The following is a 23,384-nucleotide window of genomic DNA, read 5'->3' as shown; positions in this document are numbered from 1 at the left end:
GAGCAAGGGCGGGCCTGGCCTTGTGTGGAGACACAGGCCACACAGACCCCGGCGCCAACAACGGCCAAAAAAGAAGCGGCGCCTGCGTCCCCCCGCAAGCCCGCTGCAAACCATCCCTGGAGAAAACCATTCTCCAGCAAGCAGTTACAGCGTAGCACAGCATCCGGCTAGTCTGCAAGAGGACGGCGGCTGTTTAATCAGCTATCATCTCCCTGACATTTTCATAGAACAGTTAACCTGACATATTCACAGACGCTTGACACCTTATATTTTCAGTTTACCATATCAATAGATACGGTGAACCGTATCACAAGTGACGTGAAGGTTTATCAATGTTGGAAGGCTTGCAACAATCCGTAAACGCATATTGGGATTCGTTAATAAAAGAATAGCCTTACCTGACTCGTGATCCCGGGAAGAGGGAAAAACTGCAATGAATGGAAGCCCGTTTGCCGATATAAGCATTAAGCTGAAGGCAGACGGGGAGGAATGACAACGTGGAGTTGAAAAGCATTCTGGAATGGACGCTGTTGGCGGAATGTCCCGTTCCGGACGATGTTCAGGATCTGCTGGTCGAAGGGGAACGGGCGGTTGCGGCGTACAAGACGTTCCGGGACGTGGCCGTCTTTACCGACAGAAGGCTGATTGTGCGGGACGCGCAGGGGTTGACGGGGAAGAAGGTGGAGATTTATTCGCTTCCCTATTCTTCCATCGTCATGTGGTCGACGGAGAACGCCGGAAGGTTTCTGGATATCAACGCCGAGGTGGAACTGTGGACAAAGGCGGGCCACATCAAGGTGAAATTGCATAAGGACGTGGACATCCGCCGGTTCGACAAGCTCATTGCGAACGCCCTGCTGCTGGACTAGCCGGGGATCGGAGCATCGGAGTGTCCCCCGCATCGGACAGACCGAGGGGACGAACGATCCGGAGGCGAATCGGGAGATTGAACGAACGGTAACGGGGAATGATCCGGGCATCGGAACAGGGCAAAGCACCCGCTTCACCGCATGGACGGGTGCTTTGCCCTTTCTTGCATGCATTTGCCCGAATCGGGAGGGCAAAGTAAAAAAGCGAAGCGCCCATGATATACTGGCATCATCGCATGAACCGGAGGCGCCATCGTCCTGTCCGTTACCACCCTGGTGAACGGGGCGGTCGCCATCGGTTCCCTGACGGGGTTCAAGGCGCTAAAGGGCATCAACGGGCTGAAGGCGATCAAAGCGCTCAAAAGCATCAAGGGGTTCAAGCTGTTCAAGGCGACGAAGGGCGCCAAGATCGCCAAGACCGTGAAAATAGCGAAAAAGACGGGGAAGGCCCGGAAGGAAGCACGAAAAGTTGACCCGGAAAAGCATGCGTAAGCGCGTATTCCCGCGGCGGAGCCTCCCGGCAGAAAAACCGGGCATGGAAGAGATCGTCCGACAATTTGGAAAAGGGCGCCGATGTTTCATCGGTTGGCTCCCGAATGTTTGTTCCCGTTATACCTGATGATGGCATCTCCGGTCCAGAAGGTGGATCGTTGCGGTTTCCCGGCACGGCTTGTCGTCAGAAACCCGAAAGTTTATAATAATCGGAAAATTGGTATTCCCTGGCGCCCGCAGCCTTGCCGTCATGATCGGGATACGGGACGGCGGGCGAAGGCCAATCGGCAAGCGAGGTGAATCGTTCCGTGCATGAGCGAAACGCGCCCGCCCCGGGGATTGTCGTGGACCGGCTTGACCACCTGGTCCTGACCGTTAGTGATCTGCAAAGGACGATCGAGTTTTACGAAAAGGTGCTCGGCATGCGGGTCGCCCGGTTCGGCGAAGGGCGATACGCCCTGCATTTCGGCCGGCAGAAGATCAACCTGCACGAGAAGGGACGCGAGTTCGAGCCGAAGGCGCATGCGCCTTGCCCGGGCTCGGCGGATTTGTGCTTTATCACGGACACGCCGCTGGAAGAAGTGATCCGGCATCTGGAAGCATGCAAGGTGCCGATTGAAGAGGGTCCGGTGGACCGTACGGGCGCGACGGGCAAGATCCGCTCCGTCTATGTGCGCGATCCGGATCGCAATCTGATCGAAATTTCCAATGAAGCGGACGATTATGCGGGCGGACGGGAGGTTCTGCAGCAAGGATCATCCATCGAAACATGATGAGGCGAAAGGCGGACGTATGCAGGCTGCCGGGGCCCTTCGGGGCGCCGAACGTCCGCCCGATCGTTTCGGCAGCATATGAGACGTGAGGCCTGTATATATTTTAACAAGCTGTCCGATATCGATATCGGGGTGCCGAAGGAGTGGATCCGGATGACCGTGGACCGTGCGTATCGCAAGCCTTATCCGGGCTCATAATGCAAAACCTGAAATTTGAACTTTTCGCGGAAAATAAAATAGTGTATCATTCACAATTGAAAGCGCTTTAGACATTACCAATCATTTTGGAGGGAACTGAATGGAAAACCGTCCTCAATGGGGCTCACGACTCGGCTTTATCATGGCCGCGGCAGGGTCGGCCATCGGCCTGGGGAACATCTGGCGGTTCCCCGGCGTCGCGTATGAGAACGGCGGCGGCGCGTTTTTTCTGCCGTATCTGTTCGCGCTTCTGACCGCCGGGATTCCGATTCTCATCCTGGAATTCACGATCGGCCACAAGTACCGGTCATCCGCGCCGGGATCGTTTGCCAAGATCAACCGGAGGTTTGAAGGAATCGGCTGGTGGCAGCTCATCATTTCCTTCGTGATCTCGGTCTATTACGCGGCCGTCATCGCCTGGGCGCTGTCCTACACGGTGTTCTCCTTCAATCTGCGCTGGGGAGATGACACGCAGGGTTTCCTGTTCGGCGAGTATCTGAAACTGGTCGACACGCCGGGCAAGTTCGGCGGCATCGTGCCGGGCGTATTCATCCCGCTCGTCATCGTCTGGGCGGTGGCGCTGTTCATCCTGTACAGCGGGGTCAAAAAAGGTATCGAAGCCGCGAACAAGGTCATGATTCCCACCCTGCTGGTGCTGTTCACCATTCTGGTCATCCGTGCCCTGACGCTGGAAGGCGCGGCCGAAGGTTTGAACGCCTTCTTCAAGCCGGACTGGGACTCGATTCTGAACGGCAAGGTATGGGTCGCCGCGTACAGCCATATCTTCTTCAGCCTGTCCATCGGGTTCGCGATCATGGTGACCTACTCCAGCTATCTGTCGAAGAAATCCGATATTACGAACAGCGCGTTCATCACCGGGTTTGCGAACTCCGGATTTGAGCTGCTGGCCGGTATCGGCGTGTTCAGCATCCTGGGCTTCATGGCGGCGCAGCAAGGCGTCGCGGTCAACGAAGTGGTCAGCAAGGGCGTGGGTCTGGCGTTTGTCGTGTTCCCGCAGATCATCAACACCCTGCCGGCGCTGAACGGGTTCTTCGGATTCCTGTTCTTCGCGTCGCTCGTGCTCGCGGGCATGACGTCGCTGATCTCGATCGTCGAAACCTACATCGCCGGCCTTCAGGAGAAGTTCAACATTTCCCGCTCGAAAGCCGTCCTGTACGGCGGCGGGGTGACGGCGCTCGTCTCGATCGTGTTCTCGTCCAACGGCGGGCTGTTCTTCCTGGACGTGGTCGACTACTTCATCAACAACTTCGGCGTGGCGCTGGCCGGCCTGGTCGAAGTCATCGCCGTCGCCTGGATCGCGCGGGAGCTCGGCAGGCTGCAGGAGCATGCCAACGGCGTCTCGGATATCAAGCTCGGTTCGTGGTGGAAAGTCTGCCTGGGCATCATTACGCCCATCGTGCTCGGCTGGATGATGGTGGACAATCTCATCCAGAATATCCGGAGCAATTATGAAGGCTACGCAACCTGGTTCGTGGTCACGTACGGCTGGGTGGTCGTGGTGCTCGCGATTCTGCTGGGGATTGCGCTCTCGTTCGTCAAGAACCGGGCACCCGAAATCAAGTCCCGTGATGCGGAGGTGTCGCAGTAATGGAAACGAGCGCAATCGTGATGATGATCATCGGTATCTTGATCATCTGGGGCGGCCTGGCCGCGAGCATCGTCAACGCGGTGATCAAATCCAGGAAGAAGGGTACGGATACCAAATCCTGATGTACGGAGCCGGGGCGGCGCGGGGGAGATCACCCCTGCGCCGCTTTGTCATTTTCAGCGGACCGCGGGACAAGATCCGTCTTGCGCGCCGGGGTGTCGTGCTGTTCGCGTAAACGCGGCTTCTTTTTCTGATCCATGCTTCGTCCCTTGAGGGCCGGGGTCCGTTTGCAACCCGAATCAAACCTTCTCCCGCCGCGGGGTGCTACGATGGGATCGAGGGAGGGAAGGCTTCCATGTACGAATGGAACGAGATGGTGCAGCGGATGGTGGATTGGCTGGAGGCGAACCTGACGGAGCATCCGACGCTGCTCAAGATGGCGGAGCATCTCGGGTACTCGCCGTACTATTGCTCCCGGCAATTCAACCGGTTCACCGGGACGACGATCCGCGACTATGTCTGGTCCCGCCGCCTCAGCCGTGCCGCCCTGGAGCTCCGCGACACGGACCGGCGGGTGCTGGACATCGCCGTCAAGTACGGGTTCTCATCGCAGGAGGCGTTCACGCGGGCCTTTCACAAGGCGTTCGGGTTGACGCCCGCGGCCTACCGGAAAGCCCCCCGCCCCATCCCGCTTTCGATTCGCGTGGAGGTGTTCTCGCCCTATCACTATCGGATGAGGGAGCGGATCAAGATGAGCGAAGCGCGCGTAAAGCCGGTGGAGGTCAAGGTGGAGTTCATCCCGGCCCACAAGTTCATCGGGATCTGGGATCCGGACGCCACGGACTTCATGAGCTTCTGGGACAACGGACATTCGTGCGACGAAGTGTGCGGCACGCTGGAGAGCATGTCCCATCATGTGCTTCCCGGGCAGCTTACGCAAACGGCGGGTTGGTTTTACAAGGACGGGAAGAAAGGGTACCTGTACGGCATTCCCGTTCCGCTGGACTACGACGGTCCCGTCCCGGAAGGGATGGAGTGCCGGGTCATTCCGGAATCGGAGTACCTCGTCTTCCATCATCCACCCTTCGATTATCTGCGGGACAACGGGCCGGTCATGCGGGCGGTCGAGGACATGGCGTGGCATTTCGATCCCCGGACGATGGGGTACGAATGGGATGAGGAGACCAAGCAGGACTACCAGCGGCATTTCCCGGAAGGGTACGGGTACGCCGTACTGCGGCCGATCCGGAAAATCGCGACCTGAGGACGGCTGCGCGAAAAAACATGCCGCTCTGGCCCATGAGCGGCTTTTTGTATTTGCGATGAATAAAGTGCCGGTTTAAAATATAAAGAAACACTTAACTTTCCGCTTGGGGTGTGGCGCATGCTGGTATGGATGTTGCGACAGGTGATGGCGGAGAAAGGGATCTGGACGGGGGCTGCGCTGAGAAGATTGCTGATCGAAAAGGCGAATTACCGTATTTCCGCAGCAGCCGTTGGTGCATTGATAAAGAATCAACCCCGGCAGATGAAGGCCGAAACGCTTGACGCGCTTTGTACGGCGTTGGAATGTACGCCCAATGATCTGTGGGTGTATATCCCGCCCCGGATGGTCAAGGAGGCGTCATCATGACGGTCAGGCAAATTCTCCCCTTCGGGGATCCCCTGTTGACCCAGCACAAAATCGAACGGTTGGATGTGATTCGGCAGACCAATCGGGAGCCGGTCTGAGCGAAGCCGCTCGTCGGGGAGCCGCAAAAACATGGACGCAACCACGGGTTGCGCGGCTCCGGGAGCCGACGTAACCAATGCGTTCTTCCCATTTCCGCACGGCGGCACTAGAATGGACTTATCAATTCACGGGAAGGCGTGTGGTGCATGACCTTCGGAGAGAAACTGAAAGCAGAACGCATGAAGAAAGGCTGGACGCAGGACGAACTGGCCGAGAAGCTGTTCGTCAGCCGGCAGTCCGTCTCGAAATGGGAGAACGGCGCGAATTACCCGAACATCGAAATTCTGATCAAGCTCAGCGACCTGTTCGGCGTGACGGTCGACGAGCTGTTGAGGAGCGATGAACAGTTGACCAGACAGGTGATCCGGGACGGCAAGCAGCTCAAGTATCCGCGGCTCAAGGCCTTTTTCGACCTGCTGTTCATGGCGGGGGTCGTGATGCTCGTGGTCAAAATCGGCATCCTGCTGCTCAACAAGGTGGCGTCGCTCGACATTCCGCTGATCGGCGGGACGTTCCTGTGGAATTTCGGGTCGCTGTTCCTGATCGTCGTTGCGGGGATCGGCTCGAACGCGCTCAAGGACAAGTACAAAACATCCGGATGACGAGAAGGGCCATTTCCGGTTGGCGGAAATGGCCCTCGTCATGTTCCGGCCGGTTATTTCGGCTGAAGGTACCCTTCGGCCTTCAGCAGCTCGGCGATCAGGACGCCGCCGCCGGCCGCGCCGCGCAGCGTGTTGTGCGACAGCCCGATGAACTTGTAGTCATGCAGCGAATCTTCGCGCAGCCGCCCGGCGGACACCCCCATGCCGCCTTCGAGATCGCGGTCGAGCTTCGTCTGCGGGCGGTCGTTCTCCTCAAAGTACGTGATGAACTGCTTCGGCGCGCTCGGGAGTCCGAGCTCCTGCGGCCGGCCCTTGTATTCCCGCCAGCACGCCAGAATTTCGTCCTTCGACGGCTTCCGCTCGAACGAGACGAACACGCTCGCAAGGTGGCCGTCCGTTACGGGCACGCGGATGCATTGCGCCGTGATGACGGGCGCGTCCGCCTTGACGATTTGTCCGTTCTCCACGCGGCCCCAGATGCGCAGCGGCTCCTGCTCGCTCTTCTCTTCCTCGCCGCTGATGTAGGGAATGACGTTGTCGACCATCTCCGGCCATTCGGCGAAGCTTTTGCCGGCGCCGGAGATCGCCTGGTAGGTCGAGACGACGACGCGGGTCGGCCCGAACGCCTGCAGCGCGTGAAGCTGCGGCACATAGCTCTGAATGGAACAGTTCGGCTTGACCACAATAAAACCGGTGGAGGTGCCGAGCCGTTTGCGTTGGGCTTCGATCACTTCGAGATGGGCATGGTTGATCTCGGGAATGATCATCGGCACGTCCGGCGTCCAGCGGTGCGCCGAGTTGTTCGACACGACCGGCGTTCCCGTCTTCGCATAGGCTTCCTCGAGCGCCCGGACTTCATCCTTCTTCATGTCGACGGCGCAGAAAATGAAATCGACGCCCGACGCGACCTCTTCCACCTTCGACGCATCCTGCACCACGATATGTTTCACTTGTTCCGGTATCGGCGTGGACATTTTCCAGCGATTCTTCACGGCTTCTTCGTACGTCTTGCCCGCCGAATGGCTGCTGGCCGCGATGGCCGCCACTTCGAACCAGGGGTGATGTTCGAGCAGCTGCACGAACCGCTGGCCGACCATCCCCGTGCCGCCGACGATGCCCGCCTTGAGCTTGCGTGTCATGGTTCCTCAACTCCCTCTATAGTAAATGTCGATCGTCTGCCTGATGGTTCCCGGCGTTCGCGGGCAAATAAAAGCCGCCCCGAGACGCTTCGTCCCAGGGCGGGAGACGATCCCGCGGTACCACCCGGATTCGCCGGCCCGTCGCCGGGACCGGCCTCAGCGAGTACGCCGCCGCGCGCCCGATGCGCAGGCGGTCATACTCCGGCTCTGTAACAGGAGCACCTGTCGCACCATCCTCCGGATCCGCGGGGACCGGATTCCGATGCGCTGCTCGGAGGCTTTCTTCAACAAAGACGCTCTGCTCCTTCCCAGCTCCCGGAGCTCTCTGGAAGAGCGCACCCTTTGTCTACTCGTCTCGTCATCGCATTTCGATATGAACATTATCTTTGAATGTACCAGAAATCCCGGGCGTTCGCAACCCGTTCGGCGATGCGATTGTCGTTGTTCTGTGATATTGTCAGGGTGTAACTGTTCCGTGAAAATGTCAGTATGGATAAGAAGGAGCAGGTTACCTTGACACGAGAAGAACTGAAGCGTGCAATGGTTCTAGACAAATGGATCAGTGGGCATCTAACGGAAACCGATGTTGCTTCTGCTTTGGGAATCTCCGTCCGTCAAGCGTATCGGCTGAAAGCCAAATACGTCCATGGAGGTGCACAAGCGTTGGCCCATCAGAATCGGGGGAGAAAACCGATTCACACGCTGTCGGACGAACTCAAGCAGCGGGTGGCGGATTTGTACCGCGGACCGTATCACGGCAGCAACGCTGTCCATTACGCCGAACTGTTGCAGGAACGGGAAAACATTAAGCTTAGCGTTTCTTCCGTCCGTCGTATCCTCATCGAACATGGTCTAAAGCTGCCACGCACCAGACGGTCTTTCGTCAAAACTCACCGACCTCGAACTCGGAAGCCACAAGCCGGCATGCTCTGGCAAATCGATTCCTCCCCTTTTGCGTGGTTGGAGGATCGAGGTCCGTCGTTGACCTTGCATGGGATCATCGACGATGCAACAGGCGAGGTGCTGGGTGCTGTGTTTCGTCCAACCGAAACGTTTGAAGGCTATGCCATGGCGATGATGCAGGCTCTGCGCAGCAGAGGCGTTCCGATGGCTTTGTATAGCGACCGCCATACGATCTTCCGTTCCCCTCAAGAAGCTTTGACGCGGGAACAGGAATTGGCGGGAGAAACCAAGCCCTTATCCAACTTCGGGAAGGCTGTGGCCGATCTGGGGATCACCCACATCAAGGCCTTATCACCCCAAGCCAAGGGAAGGATTGAGCGGCTATGACAAACCTTCCAGGATCGTCTGGTGATCGAACTTCGCTTGTTAGGCGTCTGCTCCGAACAGGAAGCCAATCGGGTTCTACCATCCTTGCTAAAGAAGCACAACCGTCGCTTTGCCGTCAAACCGCAGCAAGTCGAGTCTGCTTATCGCCCGCTTCCCAACGAACTAAAGCTTGAACATGTATTTAGACGCCGCGAAATACGCAAAATGGGAGGCGGACAAACCTTTTCTTGGAACGTTAAATGCTACACTCCAACACCTGTAAAGGGCTTGCCATTAATGGGAACCCAAGGCTGTAATCGAAGTTCGGGAAACGATGCAAGGCGAGGTGCTGATTTGGCATAACAATCGGGCTTGGATTTGCACAGAAACCACTCGCCAAGCGAAACCCGTCGCAAATGTCGTAAATAAAAAGAGCGAGCCTGCGACGCCACGCAAGCCCGCTGCGGATCATCCCTGGAGAAAGGGATTCACCAATACGCGCTTTCAGCGTAGCATAGCTCGTTAGAGCAACGCAAGTGAATGATCGTCCCGTCAATCGGCGAAAGCATCGGATGAGTTCCGCGATTGTTTCAGAGCTTTAAGCCCCAGCGCCAGCGCACCGGCCAGCCCTGCATTTTCGCCCAATCCCGGGGGAACGATATAGCTGTCGATTCGATCCAGAATTTCCTCCGACTGAACATACCCGTTCAGATTCTTACAGACTTCGCTGCGAATAAGCGGAAATAACTGCTGCTGATGCATGACGCCCCCGCCCAAAATCACTTTTTTTGGGGACAGCATCAGGATGACGCTGCTTACGGCCTGACCGATATAGAACGCCTCGATTTCCCAGGCAGGATGATCGGCAGGGATTTCACTCCCTTTTACACCCCATCTTGCTTCAATCGCAGGACCGGACGCCATGCCTTCCAGGCAATCGCCATGATAAGGACAAACGCCGGCAAAACGGTCTTCGGGGTGGCGCCTTGTCAGCACATGACCGCCTTCGGGATGGACAAGCCCGTGAACAAGCTTGCCTTCCGAATAGACACCTACGCCGACACCGGTACCTACCGTGAAATAAACACAACTGTCAAGCCCCTTTGCAGATCCCCAAGTCGCTTCGCCGTAAGCGGCTGCGTTCACGTCGGTATCCCATCCGAACGGTACATCATAAAATTTCCTGAGAATATCCAGTAACGGATAGTTTGCCCAACCCGGTTTCGGGGTCGTCGTGACATATCCATAAAAGGGGCTCTGAGGATCGAGATCTAGCGGGCCGAATGACCCGATCCCGATAGCTTCCACTTGCTTGTCTTTGAAATAATCGATGACGCTTCCCATTGTTCGTTCGGGAAGCTCCGTAGGAAAACTTACACGCTCTTCAATGACGCCGTGTTCATTTCCTATGCCGCATACAAATTTGGTACCGCCTGCTTCGATTGCGCCTATACGCATCTCTCAAAACCTCCACCAAACCTCGAGACTATCTTTTGAATGTTTTCATTTCCTCCAGAACCGTATCTTCATAGGCATGCTTATGGCCGAGAAGGATGTCCTGAACGGCAACAGGCTGGCCGATCGTCGCCGACTCCAGCGCGGCAAATACGACCCCCAGAGCCTCAAGCCCCCGTTCCGCGCTTGAGACCGGCGGCTTGCCATCCGCGATCGCCTCCCACAACTCCGCATAGGAATGGGCAAATGGATCGTCCGCCACATCCGGCGCATAACGTTCGATGATCTCGGCCATCGGCATGATTTGTCCGTTCTCAAGGGACGCTTGGCGGCCCGGGCGGAAGCAGCCTTTGCTGTCGTAGATCCACACTCCGCCGGTGCTCTCCCCGTGTGCGGCCGTACTGCACATCCAGTGTCCGAGCCCGCCGTTCTCGAAACGGAAAACCGTGACCGACGTATCTTCGCCGGTCGGATGAATCGTCGTATCCCCGTTGCTGAGCTGCTTCTCGAAAATTTGCATAAGAGAAAACTTCTTTGATCGGACCGTTCACTTCCGTGAAAAAATGGGTGCGGTGGACGCCGTGATCGTTGATCCATCCCGCACCGGCCCTTCCCTTCATATGCCGCCAAGCCGTTCCGGCAAAAAATTTGCGGCCGAGCGTAACCGTGGCGTAATCCATGATCATGTAGACGGATCCGATGATCCCGTCTCGAATCGCTCTCGCCATCGCACATTGCCTGCCCCCAAGGCACTTGGTTCGGCCAATGTCAGAACCCTGCCGTATTTGGCCGCATCGGCTAGCATCTTTCGTCCGAATGAGGGCGATATGACTAGCAGCTTCTGCATTTGCACGTGAACGCCCGCTGCGAAACAGTCCTCCGCTACCGTATGATGCAAATCATAATCGAGCAGAACGGAGACCACGTCCAGGCCGGCTTGCTCCAGCATCCGGCGGTAATCCGTATTACTTCGGGGCGGCTCCCCATCGGCTTCTCGGCTTCAGCCGCAAACGCTTCGGCCCGCTCCGCCTTCAGATCGCAAACAGTGGTAAGCCTCGAACGTCTCCTTGCCTGCACGTTAACTACTCAAACCCTTCCAAAAGCGCCACGGAAATGACCCGCAGTCGGTAAAACCAAGTTTCATATCGTGTGTCTCTCCTGGTTGCTGCCCAATTTATGGTCCGTACTGGTTACCCTTACTTCTTGTTGTCAAACACAAATACGTCGAAAGTCGCACTCACGCTACCGTCTGCGCTGGTCGCTTTAATCTCGGCCGAGCCCATTTGCAGCCCTTTCACGATGACGCCGTCTTCCGCCGTTTCAACAGCCGCGATTGCAGGGTCGCTTGTTTCCCACCTGATCTGCTGTGAGGAACTGAACGGAAGAACAGCGGCCGCCATCTTTCGGCTTTCGCCTACAGGTACATCCAGCGAGTCCTTGCCAAACACAATTCGAAGCGGCTTTAAACCATCTGGGTCTTCATCGCGCCAAACCGATCGCATCGGATAGTAGTGAGCCTCATTTAGCGTCACGCCGCCTTCCGCGGTTAACTCCAGCCCGCTGCTTGTCGGATCCGGGAAAATAAGGTTGGACAAAACAATTTCACCGTCGTTCACAAACAGTTCAACGCTCGAAGAATCTACGAAGAATCGAAGCTTAATCTTATTGTTGATCAGCCTTACCGGCGCCGACATCGTTTCTGCAAACCCTTGCTCAAACGAAGTTTCGCCCGAATGCGTCCGATCGAAGGTAAGTTGCCCGGTCTTGGCGTCATAGCTCACAACGGTCGCTTGGTCGTTTCCTTGTCTCAAATTGAAGGTAAATTTCGCATTCGGCTGGACGGTTAGTTCCGTTTCCAGCTCATAAGACGTTCCTTTAATACCTGCGAACGGATTATGCCCGCCATCCAATGGCTGCTCAGGCAGAGACACTTTCTTGCCCCGTAGCATTTGCAGTTCTTCAACCGGCTCTTGAATCAACCGCAAGCCTTGACCCTCCACCTCCCTAAGCCGCAGTTCCCGTGGGATTGACATATTCCCTTTCCATCCGTCTGTCGGCATAGCGAATGGATAACGCCAGTTGGACATCCAGCCCAGCCATATGCGGCGTCCGTCAGGGATATCGGAGTAGGACACGGCAGCATAGAAATCTTTTCCGTAATCGACCCACAGCACGTCCGAAGGCTTATTGTCATTTGTAAACGTTTTGCCGTCGAACGACCCTATGAAGTATTGCATGGTTGACCCTTTGGTTAGCGCATTGTTGCCTATGCTCACGGTCAACACCCACTTCTTCTCTTTGGTTCCTTCCACAGGCAACTCGAATAAATCCGGGCACTCCCAGACTGCTGCATGCGAACCTTGATCGCTCCCGAACTCGCTGGCTAGCTCCCATGTTTTCAAATTAGGCGACCTGTAGAATCGAACACGGTCACCGGCAGAGACGATCATGACCCAGGAATCGCTCGGTTCGTGCCAGAACACTTTCGGATCCCTAAAATCTTTCAGCCCTGGGTTAGGTATGACAGGATTCCCCTCGTATTTCGTCCACGTTCTGCCCTTATCTTTACTGTAGGCAATACTCTGGGACTGGACGCCACCTTTAAAATGGGTAAAGATCGCGACAAGACCCGCTTTGCCTCCGAAAAATCCGCTTGTATCGTTCCAATCGACCACCGCGCTGCCGGACCATATTTCCCCCAGCGAATCCCTGGCAAGAGCGACATCCAAGTGCTCCCAATGGACCAAATCCTTGCTGACCGCATGTCCCCATTGCCCACTGTTTTGATAAAACTGATGGTACTCGCCCTCAAAATAGACCATCCCGTTCGGATCGCTCATATTGCCGTACGGCGGAGACAAATGATATTGGGGACGGTATCGTTCCGTATAATAGTTCGGATCGCTCGAATATTGGTAAGCCGTTTCGCCTTTCGAGAGAGAACTTCCCTTAAAAGATCTCAAATTGTCGCAACCTGTCAATAGAACTGTTACTACCAGTCCTGTGAGTACAATTGCAGCTGTTACGGCCGTCCAGACCCATGATTTCTTACTCATGCTACCTCACGCTCCTTTCCCGAACCCCAAATGTTACGAAGAGTCCACGCTTCCAGCTCAAACTTTACATAACCCCCGTCTGCGAAAATCCGCAGCCCGTCGCTGCCTTTAGAAGGATAAATTCGATTCGTAATGACCCGCTCGCCTTCATTTGCAAATATCTCTACGGACGACGTATCCACGAAGATGTGCAACTTGATCGATCCATCCTTGCATTCTAGCGGAGAAATGCTTATATGCTGGTTCCCGGTTCCTTCATAATCGCGCTTCATTAGCAGCTGCCGGTCTTCCACTCTGTAGGTGACAACCGTCTCTTCCTTACCGTCGTCAGAGCAACGCAGTTTGATGCCGAATTCTTTCACGTCTGCGGTAAACTCGATGCGGGCTTTCAGTTCGTAGCTTACACTCCTGAACCCGTTAATGCTGATCTGTCCGGATTCAATCGTATGGCTTCCTAATGCATAATACATTTCTCTCAGCAGTTTAAGTTCTTCCACTGGTCTCATGTAAAGTTTACCGCCCTCACCTTGAATGAGTTCCCGCGGAATCGTCATCGCACCTAACCAACCTCGGTTTGGCGCTTCAGTAATCGCTTTAGAGCCCCACGATTCCATCCAGGCCATCAGGATGCGGCGATTCTGATCATCTACCAGTGTCTGAGCTGCATAGAAGTCGTATCCGTAATCCAACATATCATGATAGTGATAATCGAATTTGCCGGTTTCATAATTCATTTCACCACTGAAATACATGTTTCTGGCTGAAATGTTCATAGGTGATATGATCAAAAAATGACGGTCCTTGAGTGGGAATAAATCCGGGCATTCCCACATATCCCCGAACGTGCCGTCGCTCTCTGCGGCGACACCCATGTACATCCAACTCTTAAGATTCGCCGAACGGTACAAATGGATTTTGCCGTTTCCATTTTTACCGGAACCGACGACCATATACCATTGATCCTCATATTTCCATACCTTCGGGTCACGAAATCCGACGCAATCTTTCTCCGGCGGCTCTGCGATAACCGGATTACCCTCATATTTCTCAAAATGAATGCCGTCTTCACTTCTCGCGATACATTGTGTTTCCTTGATTTTGTTGTCTTCCACATGTCCGGTATAAATTAACGTTAATACTCCGTTATCATCCACTGCTGAACCGGACCAACAGCCGTGGCTGTCCAGTGTTCCCTTGTCGTACCATTCGGAAGGCGCTAATGCGATTGGTAAATGCTCCCAATGAACCAGATCCTTAGATTTCGCATGCCCCCAGTGCATCGGACCCCATTTGGGGCTGTACGGATTATGTTGATAGAACAGATGGTATTCTCCCTTGTAGTAGACGAGACCATTCGGGTCATTCATCCAGTTTACAGGAGGCATGAAATGATAATGCAATCGATGCGGGTCGTTGGCGATCGATTTGCTAACATTTGCGAGTGCTTTATTTCCTGAATTTATCGCTTCCTGATGGGCGGCTTGCCGCTCTACATTGGTTTCTTTTGTCACTAGTTTCATCTCCTTAACCCTTTACACCGGACATTGTAATACCTTGAATGTAATAGCGCTGCAGTACAAAGAACAGAATGAGGATCGGCACGGTCGCGATCGTATTGGCCGCCAGTACCTTCGTCCATTCCGTGCCTGCCATCGAAGTGAAGTTTGCAATGGCGACCTGAATCAACTGCTTTCTATCATCATTGATCACGACTAGCGGCCATAGATAGGCATCCCAGTTTCCCAGGAAGGTGATGATTCCAAGCGTGATCATGGCAGGTACCGCCGCAGGTAATACGATCACCCGGTAAATTTTCAACCACGATGCGCCATCAAGACGCGCGGACTCCAATATTTCAGTGGGTATCTCTTCGAAAAACTGTTTCAGCAAAAAAATGCCGAATACAGACAGCATGGATGGAATAATCAAACCTTTAAACGAGTTAAGCCAGCCCAAGTTGTTGATCAGCATGTAGTTGGGCACAAGCATGACTTCTCCCGGAATGATCAGCGCGCTCATGAACAGGACAAATATGACAGAGCTCCCGCGAAATCTCAATTTCGCAAATGCAAAGGCCGCCAGCGAGTTGATAAGCAATACAAGAACTGTCACAGTAGAAGCAACAAACAGCGTATTGAATACATAACGTAGAAACGGGTGTTGATCGTCGAATAACACATCGATATAATTTTGAAAAGTCCAATTTACGGGAACGAGCAAGTGCCAGCTTACCTGTGTGGCATACTGAAATAACTCCTCGTAGGAGCGCATGGATCCAAGGACCATCCATACGATTGGGAGCAAGCAAACAACTGCGATCACTGTCATTAGCAGAAAATGAATGGTTCTAAGCACCTGCCTTCGCACCCGCCTTCACTCCTTTCTAATGATTGACTTTTGACCGCAAGAAAAACATTTGAAAGACCGAAATGATCAGAATCATGAAGAACAGAATGAAAGCCGCCGCAGACGCATAACCCATCTTCATTTGCTCAAACGCTGTTTTATAGATAAAATACACAATCGTTTCAGTAGAGGAATTTGGCCCCCCATTCGTGAGCACAAATACAAGCCCTGATAATTTAATGGCGTCAATCGTGGTAATAATAATGACGAACGCCGTTGTTCTTTTTAGAAGCGGCAATGTGATATAGAAAAACTGCTTGACTTTCGATGCACCATCCACGCTCGCCGATTCATACAGATCGTGCGGGACGTTGTTCAAACCAGCCAAAAATACGACCATGAAGAAGCCAGCCGCTTTCCATATGCCCAGAATAATTACACCGTTCATCGCAATATCAGCATTTGACAGAAAGCTGATCTTGGGAATGCCGACTGCGCCGAGCAGAACGTTAAGCAATCCGAAATCTCTGTTGTAAATCAGCTTGAACACCGTGCCGGCCACCGCTGTTGATATGACGACCGGAACAAAAAAAGCGGTTCGGAAAAAACCGGTGTATTTATACTGGGGTTTGACAAGCAACGCCAATCCCAGAGCGATAGCCGATTGGACTGGAATGACGATAATGGCAAAATAAAACGTATGCTTGATGCTGGCTATAAACTTCGAATCCTGTAGCAGATTCACATAATTTTTAAAACCAACGAAAGTTTTGCTGCCGCTGACCAGCATGTAATCGGTAAAGCTGTAATAAAAGGCTCTCGCCATCGGAATAAATACAAACACAAGAAGCAGGATAAAGGCAGGCAATACGAAGAGGATGCCTGTTATCTCGTCACCTTTACGAAGCGATTGCGATTTGCCCAATATCACGCAAGTCCTCCCTCTTATATATTTAATAAATTGCGAATGAAAAGGATGGGAGGGATCTCCCACCCCATCGCCAGCATGATCGGTATTGCTATTTCCATTCCTGGATCGCACGGTCAATCTTCTTCACAGCATCCGCAACGGCAGCGTTAACATCTCTGTTGCCCTGGCCGACATCCTCGAACAGCTCGCGGATCGCAGTGCTTACCGCTGGATAAGCCGGTGTTATCGGTCGAGGTCTGCTGTACTTTTGAAGCTGTTCTACAAATATGTTATACGGATACTCCTTCATCAACGGCGTCTGATCGACTACCGAAGTTCTAACCGGTAAGCCCCCGGCCATGTCCGTATAAATCTTCGCGCCTTCAGTGCCGGTTATATAGTTGATCAGCTTCCAAGCTTCCTCCGGATGCTTTGTGTCCGCATTAATACCGAACGCCCAGCTTCCGTTAGCCATCACCTGTTGCTTTTCTTTTGGCAACGGAGCGACATCCCAATCCTCGCCCAATTTGAAATTGGGGAAGTTGTTCGTAAAATGCGGCAGACTCCAGCTCCCGTCCACGAACATCGCCACTTTACCTGTCGGGAACGGATCAGGCGGCAATTCAAGCGGCGATACTTTGTATTTCCAATACAGAGATTGATAGAAGGTAAGTGCATCTATTGACTCTTGCGAATCCAGATAACCTTTGGCGGTGGTTCCGTCGGGACTCAGCACATCGCCTCCGAATTGCCATATGATCGGCATCTTGAAGTAAGCGGGGCCTTCTCCGCTGCCAAAGCCTTGAGCAGGATCGAGTCCGTAAATTCCGTTGGCCGGATCGGTCAATTTCTTGGCTGCATCGAGGACCTGGTCCCAAGTCCAAGCTTCATCCACATTTTTAGATGGAAACGGAATCCCTTTGGCTTCAAACATTTTTTTTGTTGTAAAACAAGGCAATATTTGCCTCGGAAAGGGGGGCGATATAGATTTTTCCGTTATATTTCATGGACTCCACGATTCCGTCGGGAATATCTTCCAGGTTTCCGTCCGCTTCAAAAAACGGAGTCAAATCGTATAAAGCGCCTGCGTACGCGTAAGAAGGCATGGTCGGCGAATCGATCGCAATGACGTCAGCCGCAGTTTTCCCCGCCAGAGCGGTGCGAAGCTTCGTTTCGTACTGGTCGTACGGAATATTCTCGAGTTCGACCTTGATACCAGGATTTTGGGCTTCAAAGTTTTCAATCAGCTTGTTGATGGCGGCATTCTCCGCGTCATTGCCGTTCGGACGCCAAAACTTAATGGTCACGGTTTCCATCTCCGTTGCGTTTCCTCCGCTTTGCGACTCATTGGAAGCATTCTTCATTTGATCCCCGCTGGAATTGGAGCATGCGGCCAGCACAGTCAAGACCATGGCTATAGCCAGCAACAAGCTAAACATTCTTTTCATTCTCAGGACCCCTTTCATATTTTGCTTGCAAATCAAATATATCTGATTGATGTCAAATTTGATTTCGCTAATTTTGGAACTTGACTTTCAAAATCTTTGGAAGCAATTCAGCTTTCATGAGCTTTATTTCTATGTTGCTCCCTGTACACGCTTGGAGACACGTGAAAAAACTTCTTAAATGCGGTACTGAAGTAGCTTGAATTGGTATAGCCGACAAGTTGGGCAATGTCGGTTAACTTCAGATCGGTATCTTTCATGAGCTTCTCCGCTTTTTTCATCCTAACCATCAACAGGTAATCACTGAAATTCATCTTTGTGTACGTTTTAAACAAAGAAGACAAATAAGCTTCGTTGAAATGAAATAGTTCGGACAGCGTGGCAAGAGTGAGCTCGCAGGAATAGTTCTCCTGGATATATTTGCAAATTAATTCAATCACGCCTTCTCCGGAAGTGGTTTTCTGCGATTGAATTAACTGCATGACGTACTCGGCAAATTCCATTATTTTTCTGAATACGATGTCCTGAGAAGAAAATTGCCATATCGCGAACATGCAGGACAAAGACAGTTCTTGCAGTTTCTCCTGATCACTGCCGTATCTGGCTGCCAGTGATCTAATCATGATCACAACACGAACAGCCAAGAAAGAGAAATTAATCGTCGATAGTTGTTCGTTCGGAAACAGTAATTGCGAGAGCAGGGTTTGAAATGCTTGCTTGTTTCCTTTCTCGAGTTCAACAACCATACGCCTCTCGGTCTCCGTAGATAAATCTTGTGTGACCGGGGTGATATGGATCGAGCCTGCATTTCCTTGAACTTTCAAGCCCCAATCCAGCAGGCTTGAGGCGTAGCCGTTTTTGAAATCCTCCAGTGAATGGACAACCTTGCCGATCCCGACTTTCATATCGAGCTTAAGAATATTCTTAATTTTTTTTTCCAGGTCCAAGACGAAAGCATTAGTCTGAGCTTCCAGTGCCGATAGCGAATCGGACATTAGAATAAAATGCATCATATTGGGTAACGTTAAATCCTGAAAGCAAAGGATCTGGCTCGTTGAGTTCGCCAGCTCCTTGCATAAAAGACGGAAAGACAAATATAGCAAATCCAGTCTGCTCCGGTTCTGTTCAATGCGTTTTTCCGGTATTTTCATTTCAGCGGTGATGAATTGGAAATTATTGTAATCATTAATGTTTTGCAATTTTAATTGAACTAACCGATCCTGCACGAATGGACCACTTGTCCATTCGTTTTTGACCAGCTGGTACAAAAATTGCTCCTGTTGTTCGGACAACAATTGTTTCAGTTGCCATTCTTCTTTTTTTCTTTGGTTCTCTTCCTGTTTCTCCCGATCAAGCTCTTCCTTGATGCGCGTTAGCAGTTCAAGCAATTCCTTGCGCGCAACCGGTTTAATCAAATAATCGACAATCCCCGCCTTAATGGCGGCCTTCGTATATTCAAAATCCGAGTATCCGGACAGCACGATTATTTTGGTGTTTAAATATCTTGACGAGCACTCGTTAAAAAACTGAACCCCATTCATGACCGGCATTTGAATATCCGTAATGACGACGTCAAATTTTTGCTGCTGCATATAAGACAGCGCTTCCTGTCCGTTGGAAGCCTCGGCAGCAATTTGAAATCCTAGGCTGTTCCAATTTATTTTCGCCTTGATACTTTCTCTTACGCCTATCTCATCATCTACAATCATTACACGGTACATAAGATCAACTCCTCAATGTTTTTTCGCGTCCTTACCCATCAGGCGGATGATCGTCTGGTGAAGCCAATACACGCGTGCGGAAGCATAAGCTAAAGAATCGGCAGCTTGAACAAAATCGTTGTTCCTTCTCCCGATACGGAATTCAGTTTTATTTCGCAAGCATCCCCGTAATATAATTGGCATCGGGCCAATACATTGCGCAAGCCAATCCGGTTTCCTTCGCTACTGAGTACCTCTGGCGCTACGGCCGAATCAATGGATGAATAAAGATCTTCAATCTGGTCCTGGCTCATTCCTATGCCGTTATCCTTCACACTGATATAGAGAGTCTTGTCCTTTATCCGGATTTCCAAGTCCACTTTGGCAATTTCTTTGTAATCAACGCTGTATTTGATAGCATTCTCCACAATCGGCTGAAGAATAAATTTGATCAGCCTGCAATTTAAAGCTTCCTCATCCACGCTGATATTCATTACCAGTCTGTTGCCAAATCTCGATTTGAGGATCGAGGTATAATTTTGAATATATTTCAGCTCTTCGAACAAATAAACCGTATCTTCGTTTAATTTCAATGAATATGACAACATTTCGCTGAACTGCTCCGTAATGTTTATGACTTCTTCCGATTTCCCCTGAGCAGCCAGACCTCCTATTATCTCCAGCGTGTTATTCAAAAAATGAGGGTTGATCTGCAGCAGTAAAGCTTTGTATTCCGCATTTCTCCTTCTTATGTTCGTTTTGTATTCAGTCTCTATAAAATGGTTCAACCGGTCGATCATTTTTCTGAATACCAACACGACATAGCCGACTTCATTTCTTCTTTTCACGCGCGGGATCAGCGCATTCGCTCCTTTAAAATCCCCTTGTTCGGCCAGCTTCATCGCTTTGGTCAATTGGGACAAAGGCCGGGTAACTCCTGTTGAGATCGCGACTGATGCAATGACCGTACATCCAAGCAAAACGGCGCTCAGAATGATCATTCCCCTTCGAATCGCGGAAATGGGCTGAAATAATTCCTGCTCCGATACGACGCCGACAACGAACCAGTTGGGAATTTCCTCGACAGCTTGGGCAAATAATAGGTATGATTGATCACCGTCGCGAATCGTCAAATAACCGGAACGACGAGCCTTCTCAACGAGATCTAGGTGTTTCGATATAACCGGGTTGCTCTCGATATTCTGATTCAGTACGGTCCTTCCATCGTCAGATAACAGATAAGCTTGTCCCGTGCGGCCCAAACGAATTTGTTCCAACGGCTTTTGCAGCAGGTCGGTAGAAAAATTGATTTTGATTATACCCGCCGGTTTTAATAAATTGAGGTTTATCAGGGGCGAAACATAGCTGTTCACCATGGTTTGCCTCATTGACGATTCCGGTTGGTCAGGCTCTATATGCGCAGGTACCCAACTATTACCCCTTTTTACGAAATCATTGTACCAGGAGCTTTTGCGGAAAGACTGATCCAGTCTCCATATGCCTCCGCTGTCGTCGAAGACGGAAATAGAAAGGCTGTTTCTGTTGTTCGAGTAAACGGAGGATAAGAATTCCCTGAAGTGGGCCCTTAACATCGGATCGTCTTTGGCCATCGCATAATCCTGTGTGATGGAGCTGCTCAATACCTGATTCCCCATGTCCTTGAACTGTTTGGCGAGATTGTTCACATAAGTTGCATATTGTGTGATCGTTTGATCCGTAGAGGTGACGATCGAGTGACGAACCAGCTCTTCGGTTTTATCAGTCAACACAAAAGTCAAGATGATTACCGGTATCAGCAGCAAGACTGTGAACAGGATGACAATCTGATTGCGAAGAGAAAAGAGCATTTCCAGCACCTCACCTGTAGGAATAACCTGTTTGAACTGTTTTATACACCGTGACTTTTGATTGATAGTGCTTACATTCTTCAATACGAAGCGGCATTCATTTTGCGACATCCATATGGGATGCGAGTAAAAATAAATAATTTATTAATTTATACAGTAATGCGAAATATCTTAAACAAAGCATTTTTTAGTTCTGGCGTTTTATCATGTGGATCAATTCTAGAAATAAGCCAGGCATTAGATGAACTTATCGTCCAATACCAGAAAATGATTAACGAGTAACACTGCGAGTCCCATGATTACGAAAACTCTGACACGGTAGTGAGGACAATCAGAGTATTTTTACGCCTTGAAACGTTCGTATATAATCGAGCCATACGAACATGCGTTTTCCGCAATTGAAAAATACAGAGAAAAGCTGCGGAATTGTGCATAGGCACCGTCAACAATAAAGATTAAGACGATTTCATGATAGTTCAAGATCCCCGCCGAGCCATTAAGGCTAGGCGGGAACCTGCACTTTGATCGGTCGAGAAGAGTCTGTCAAGAATTTTGTGTAAACTCGGTTATGCCAATGTTTGGTGCCGGACTTGACATGGAGCCTCCAGCGGGCATGACTTCTCGCGATTGGGCGATGCTGGAAAGTGGCATCGCGTGGCTAACCAGCCTATCATGCCCGCCTCTCCATGTAAAGTCCTTTAGCGGACATGTACGCGGTCAGGGAAGTGCACCGTGAGTTGCAGCAGGATTTGTCCCCAGTTTTGAACACGACCTGTCCACTTGCGAAGAACGTCCATTGTCGCGAGATACAGCATCTTGAGCAGCACTTCATCGTTCGGAAAAATACTTTTTCCCTTTGTGACTTTGCGAAGCTGGCGGTGGTAGCTTTCAATCATATTCGTTGTGTAGATTAATTTACGCAACTCTGGCGAGTATTTAAAAAACGTTGCGAGTTCATCCCAATTGTTTCGCCATGAACGTACGATCAGTGGATACTGCTTGCCCCAAACCGCCTCGAATTGTTCCAATTCCTGCAAAGCAGCTTCCTCCGTTGGAGCAGTATAAATCGGGCGTAGCGCGGCAGTAACCTTCTTCAAATCTTTGTAGGATACGTATTTGATTGAATTGCGGATTTGATGGATGATACACTTCTGAATCTCTGTCTGCGGATAGCATGCGGCAATGGCATCGCTAAATCCTTTCAGATTATCGACGCAGATGATGAGAATGTCTTGGACGCCGCGATTCCTCAGATCGGTCAGAACACTCAGCCAGAACTTCGCGGACTCAAGGGCGCGCGTGGCCCTGTGTGGAGACGCTGCAGGTGCAGGCTCAAGCGAAGCCGATGGCCAAAAAAACAGCGGAACCTGCGCTTCCACGCAAGCCCGCTGCCAACCATCCCTGGAGAGCACCATTCTCCAGGAAGCAACTAGAGCAATTCCAGCGTAGCACAGCCAGCGGGTGACAGGCAAGATCCTCGGATGGAATGCCTGACCGGCTTGTCGCCTTTTGCCCGAAACGGCGAACCGGACGTCAAGGGCGGCGAAGCCGTCGTCGACAGACGATTGCCGGTTCACCGGCAACCCTTGACGGGAGGCGAGCTGTTTCGGATAATTCCGTTTCCCCGGTCAGGCACCATCCCTGACATTTTCACAGAACAATAAACCTGACATTTTCTCAGACGCTTGACACCCGTTCGGCGATGCGAGTCTGAGTCAAGCTAGTGTGGGCACCTTTTTTGGATTCTGGATGCGAACTTGAAAAGAACCTTTCCCTTGTAAGCGCTTTTGATCTTCTTCCTTATGGGATTGGCGATTCATTTTTCTGGTATTAGTATCCTCTAAGCCCTTTCAATGCCATGCCCGTTGTGCTACTCTGCCACGGCCCCCTAAGCAACCGGATCATCCCGTTAACGTATCCTTTGGTCGGTCGTATAACGTCC

The 23,384-nt window shown here is 51.8% G+C and carries 18 protein-coding genes and 3 pseudogenes; 9 read left to right on the top strand and 12 right to left on the bottom strand.

The window, feature by feature from the left end; all coding sequences use genetic code 11:
* The first annotated feature begins 497 nt into the window (after window positions 1–497).
* The 7 genes from BAA01_04450 to BAA01_04420 all read left to right on the top strand — a co-directional run bounded on the left by BAA01_04450 (window position 498) and on the right by BAA01_04420 (window position 6,275).
* Entirely contained in the window at window positions 498–869 is a 372-nt protein-coding gene (locus BAA01_04450; GenBank protein OUM88605.1) for a hypothetical protein, read from the top strand.
* Between the two features lie 276 nt (window positions 870–1,145).
* Window positions 1,146–1,361 (top strand): hypothetical protein, encoded by a 216-nt coding sequence (locus BAA01_04445; GenBank protein ID OUM88604.1) that lies wholly within the window; start codon window positions 1,146–1,148, stop codon window positions 1,359–1,361.
* Window positions 1,362–1,699: 338 nt separating this feature from the next.
* A complete protein-coding gene (locus BAA01_04440; protein OUM88609.1) occupies window positions 1,700–2,134 on the top strand; it encodes a hypothetical protein in 435 nt (144 codons plus the stop codon).
* Window positions 2,135–2,432: 298 nt separating this feature from the next.
* Window positions 2,433–3,941: a transporter gene (locus tag BAA01_04435; protein OUM88603.1), complete on the top strand. Its 1,509-nt coding sequence runs from the start codon at window positions 2,433–2,435 to the stop codon at window positions 3,939–3,941.
* 355 nt (window positions 3,942–4,296) lie between these two features.
* Window positions 4,297–5,205: an AraC family transcriptional regulator gene (locus BAA01_04430; GenBank protein ID OUM88602.1), complete on the top strand. Its 909-nt coding sequence runs from the start codon at window positions 4,297–4,299 to the stop codon at window positions 5,203–5,205.
* 120 nt (window positions 5,206–5,325) lie between these two features.
* Entirely contained in the window at window positions 5,326–5,574 is a 249-nt protein-coding gene (locus tag BAA01_04425) for an XRE family transcriptional regulator (GenBank protein ID OUM88601.1), read from the top strand.
* Window positions 5,575–5,819: 245 nt separating this feature from the next.
* Window positions 5,820–6,275, top strand: coding sequence for a transcriptional regulator (locus tag BAA01_04420; GenBank protein ID OUM88600.1), 456 nt, complete (start codon window positions 5,820–5,822; stop codon window positions 6,273–6,275).
* A 53-nt stretch (window positions 6,276–6,328) separates the two neighbouring features.
* Here BAA01_04420 and BAA01_04415 read toward each other — a convergent pair whose 3' ends face one another.
* Window positions 6,329–7,414, bottom strand: coding sequence for an aspartate-semialdehyde dehydrogenase (locus BAA01_04415; GenBank protein OUM88599.1), 1,086 nt, complete (start codon window positions 7,412–7,414; stop codon window positions 6,329–6,331).
* Window positions 7,415–7,927: 513 nt separating this feature from the next.
* On the opposite strand from BAA01_04415, the pseudogene BAA01_04410 reads away from it, so the two are divergent.
* Window positions 7,928–9,209, top strand: a pseudogene (locus BAA01_04410) (integrase).
* A 26-nt stretch (window positions 9,210–9,235) separates the two neighbouring features.
* On the opposite strand, the gene BAA01_04405 reads toward BAA01_04410, so the two are convergent.
* The 11 genes and pseudogenes from BAA01_04405 to BAA01_04355 form a co-directional block, all read right to left on the bottom strand.
* Window positions 9,236–10,141 carry a fructokinase gene (locus BAA01_04405; protein OUM88598.1) on the bottom strand — a complete coding sequence of 302 codons (906 nt, stop codon included), beginning with the start codon at window positions 10,139–10,141 and terminating at the stop codon, window positions 9,236–9,238.
* Between the two features lie 28 nt (window positions 10,142–10,169).
* The gene (locus tag BAA01_04400) at window positions 10,170–10,658 is read right to left on the bottom strand and encodes a hypothetical protein (GenBank protein ID OUM88597.1); all 489 of its coding nucleotides are present in this window, start codon (window positions 10,656–10,658) and stop codon (window positions 10,170–10,172) included.
* A 162-nt stretch (window positions 10,659–10,820) separates the two neighbouring features.
* Complete coding sequence (locus tag BAA01_04395) at window positions 10,821–11,087, bottom strand: hypothetical protein (protein ID OUM88596.1); 267 nt, start codon at window positions 11,085–11,087, stop codon at window positions 10,821–10,823.
* Window positions 11,088–11,334: 247 nt separating this feature from the next.
* Window positions 11,335–13,194 (bottom strand): levanase, encoded by a 1,860-nt coding sequence (locus tag BAA01_04390; GenBank protein ID OUM88595.1) that lies wholly within the window; start codon window positions 13,192–13,194, stop codon window positions 11,335–11,337.
* Window positions 13,191–14,657, bottom strand: coding sequence for a hypothetical protein (locus BAA01_04385; GenBank protein ID OUM88608.1), 1,467 nt, complete (start codon window positions 14,655–14,657; stop codon window positions 13,191–13,193). Before BAA01_04385 ends, BAA01_04390 begins: the two co-directional genes overlap by 4 nt.
* A 61-nt stretch (window positions 14,658–14,718) precedes the next feature.
* Window positions 14,719–15,522, bottom strand: a complete 804-nt coding sequence (locus tag BAA01_04380) for a sugar ABC transporter permease (GenBank protein OUM88607.1) — start codon at window positions 15,520–15,522, stop codon at window positions 14,719–14,721.
* Window positions 15,523–15,577: 55 nt separating this feature from the next.
* Entirely contained in the window at window positions 15,578–16,465 is an 888-nt protein-coding gene (locus tag BAA01_04375; GenBank protein OUM88606.1) for a hypothetical protein, read from the bottom strand.
* A gap of 94 nt (window positions 16,466–16,559) precedes the next feature.
* A pseudogene (locus BAA01_04370) lies at window positions 16,560–17,898 on the bottom strand (ABC transporter substrate-binding protein).
* 107 nt (window positions 17,899–18,005) lie between these two features.
* Window positions 18,006–19,616, bottom strand: a complete 1,611-nt coding sequence (locus BAA01_04365) for a hypothetical protein (protein OUM88594.1) — start codon at window positions 19,614–19,616, stop codon at window positions 18,006–18,008.
* A gap of 89 nt (window positions 19,617–19,705) precedes the next feature.
* A complete protein-coding gene (locus BAA01_04360) occupies window positions 19,706–21,442 on the bottom strand; it encodes a hypothetical protein (protein OUM88593.1) in 1,737 nt (578 codons plus the stop codon).
* A 698-nt stretch (window positions 21,443–22,140) separates the two neighbouring features.
* Window positions 22,141–22,731 (bottom strand): annotated as a pseudogene (locus BAA01_04355) (transposase).
* 192 nt (window positions 22,732–22,923) lie between these two features.
* On the opposite strand from BAA01_04355, the gene BAA01_04350 reads away from it, so the two are divergent.
* Entirely contained in the window at window positions 22,924–23,106 is a 183-nt protein-coding gene (locus BAA01_04350; protein OUM88592.1) for a hypothetical protein, read from the top strand.
* The last annotated feature ends 278 nt before the right edge of the window (window positions 23,107–23,384 follow it).

Origin of the sequence: Bacillus thermozeamaize, assembly GCA_002159075.1 — a bacterium.
GTDB classification, from domain to species: Bacteria; Bacillota; Bacilli; order ZCTH02-B2; family ZCTH02-B2; genus Bacillus_BB; species Bacillus_BB thermozeamaize.
This window is presented reverse-complemented; position numbering and strand designations above follow the sequence as displayed.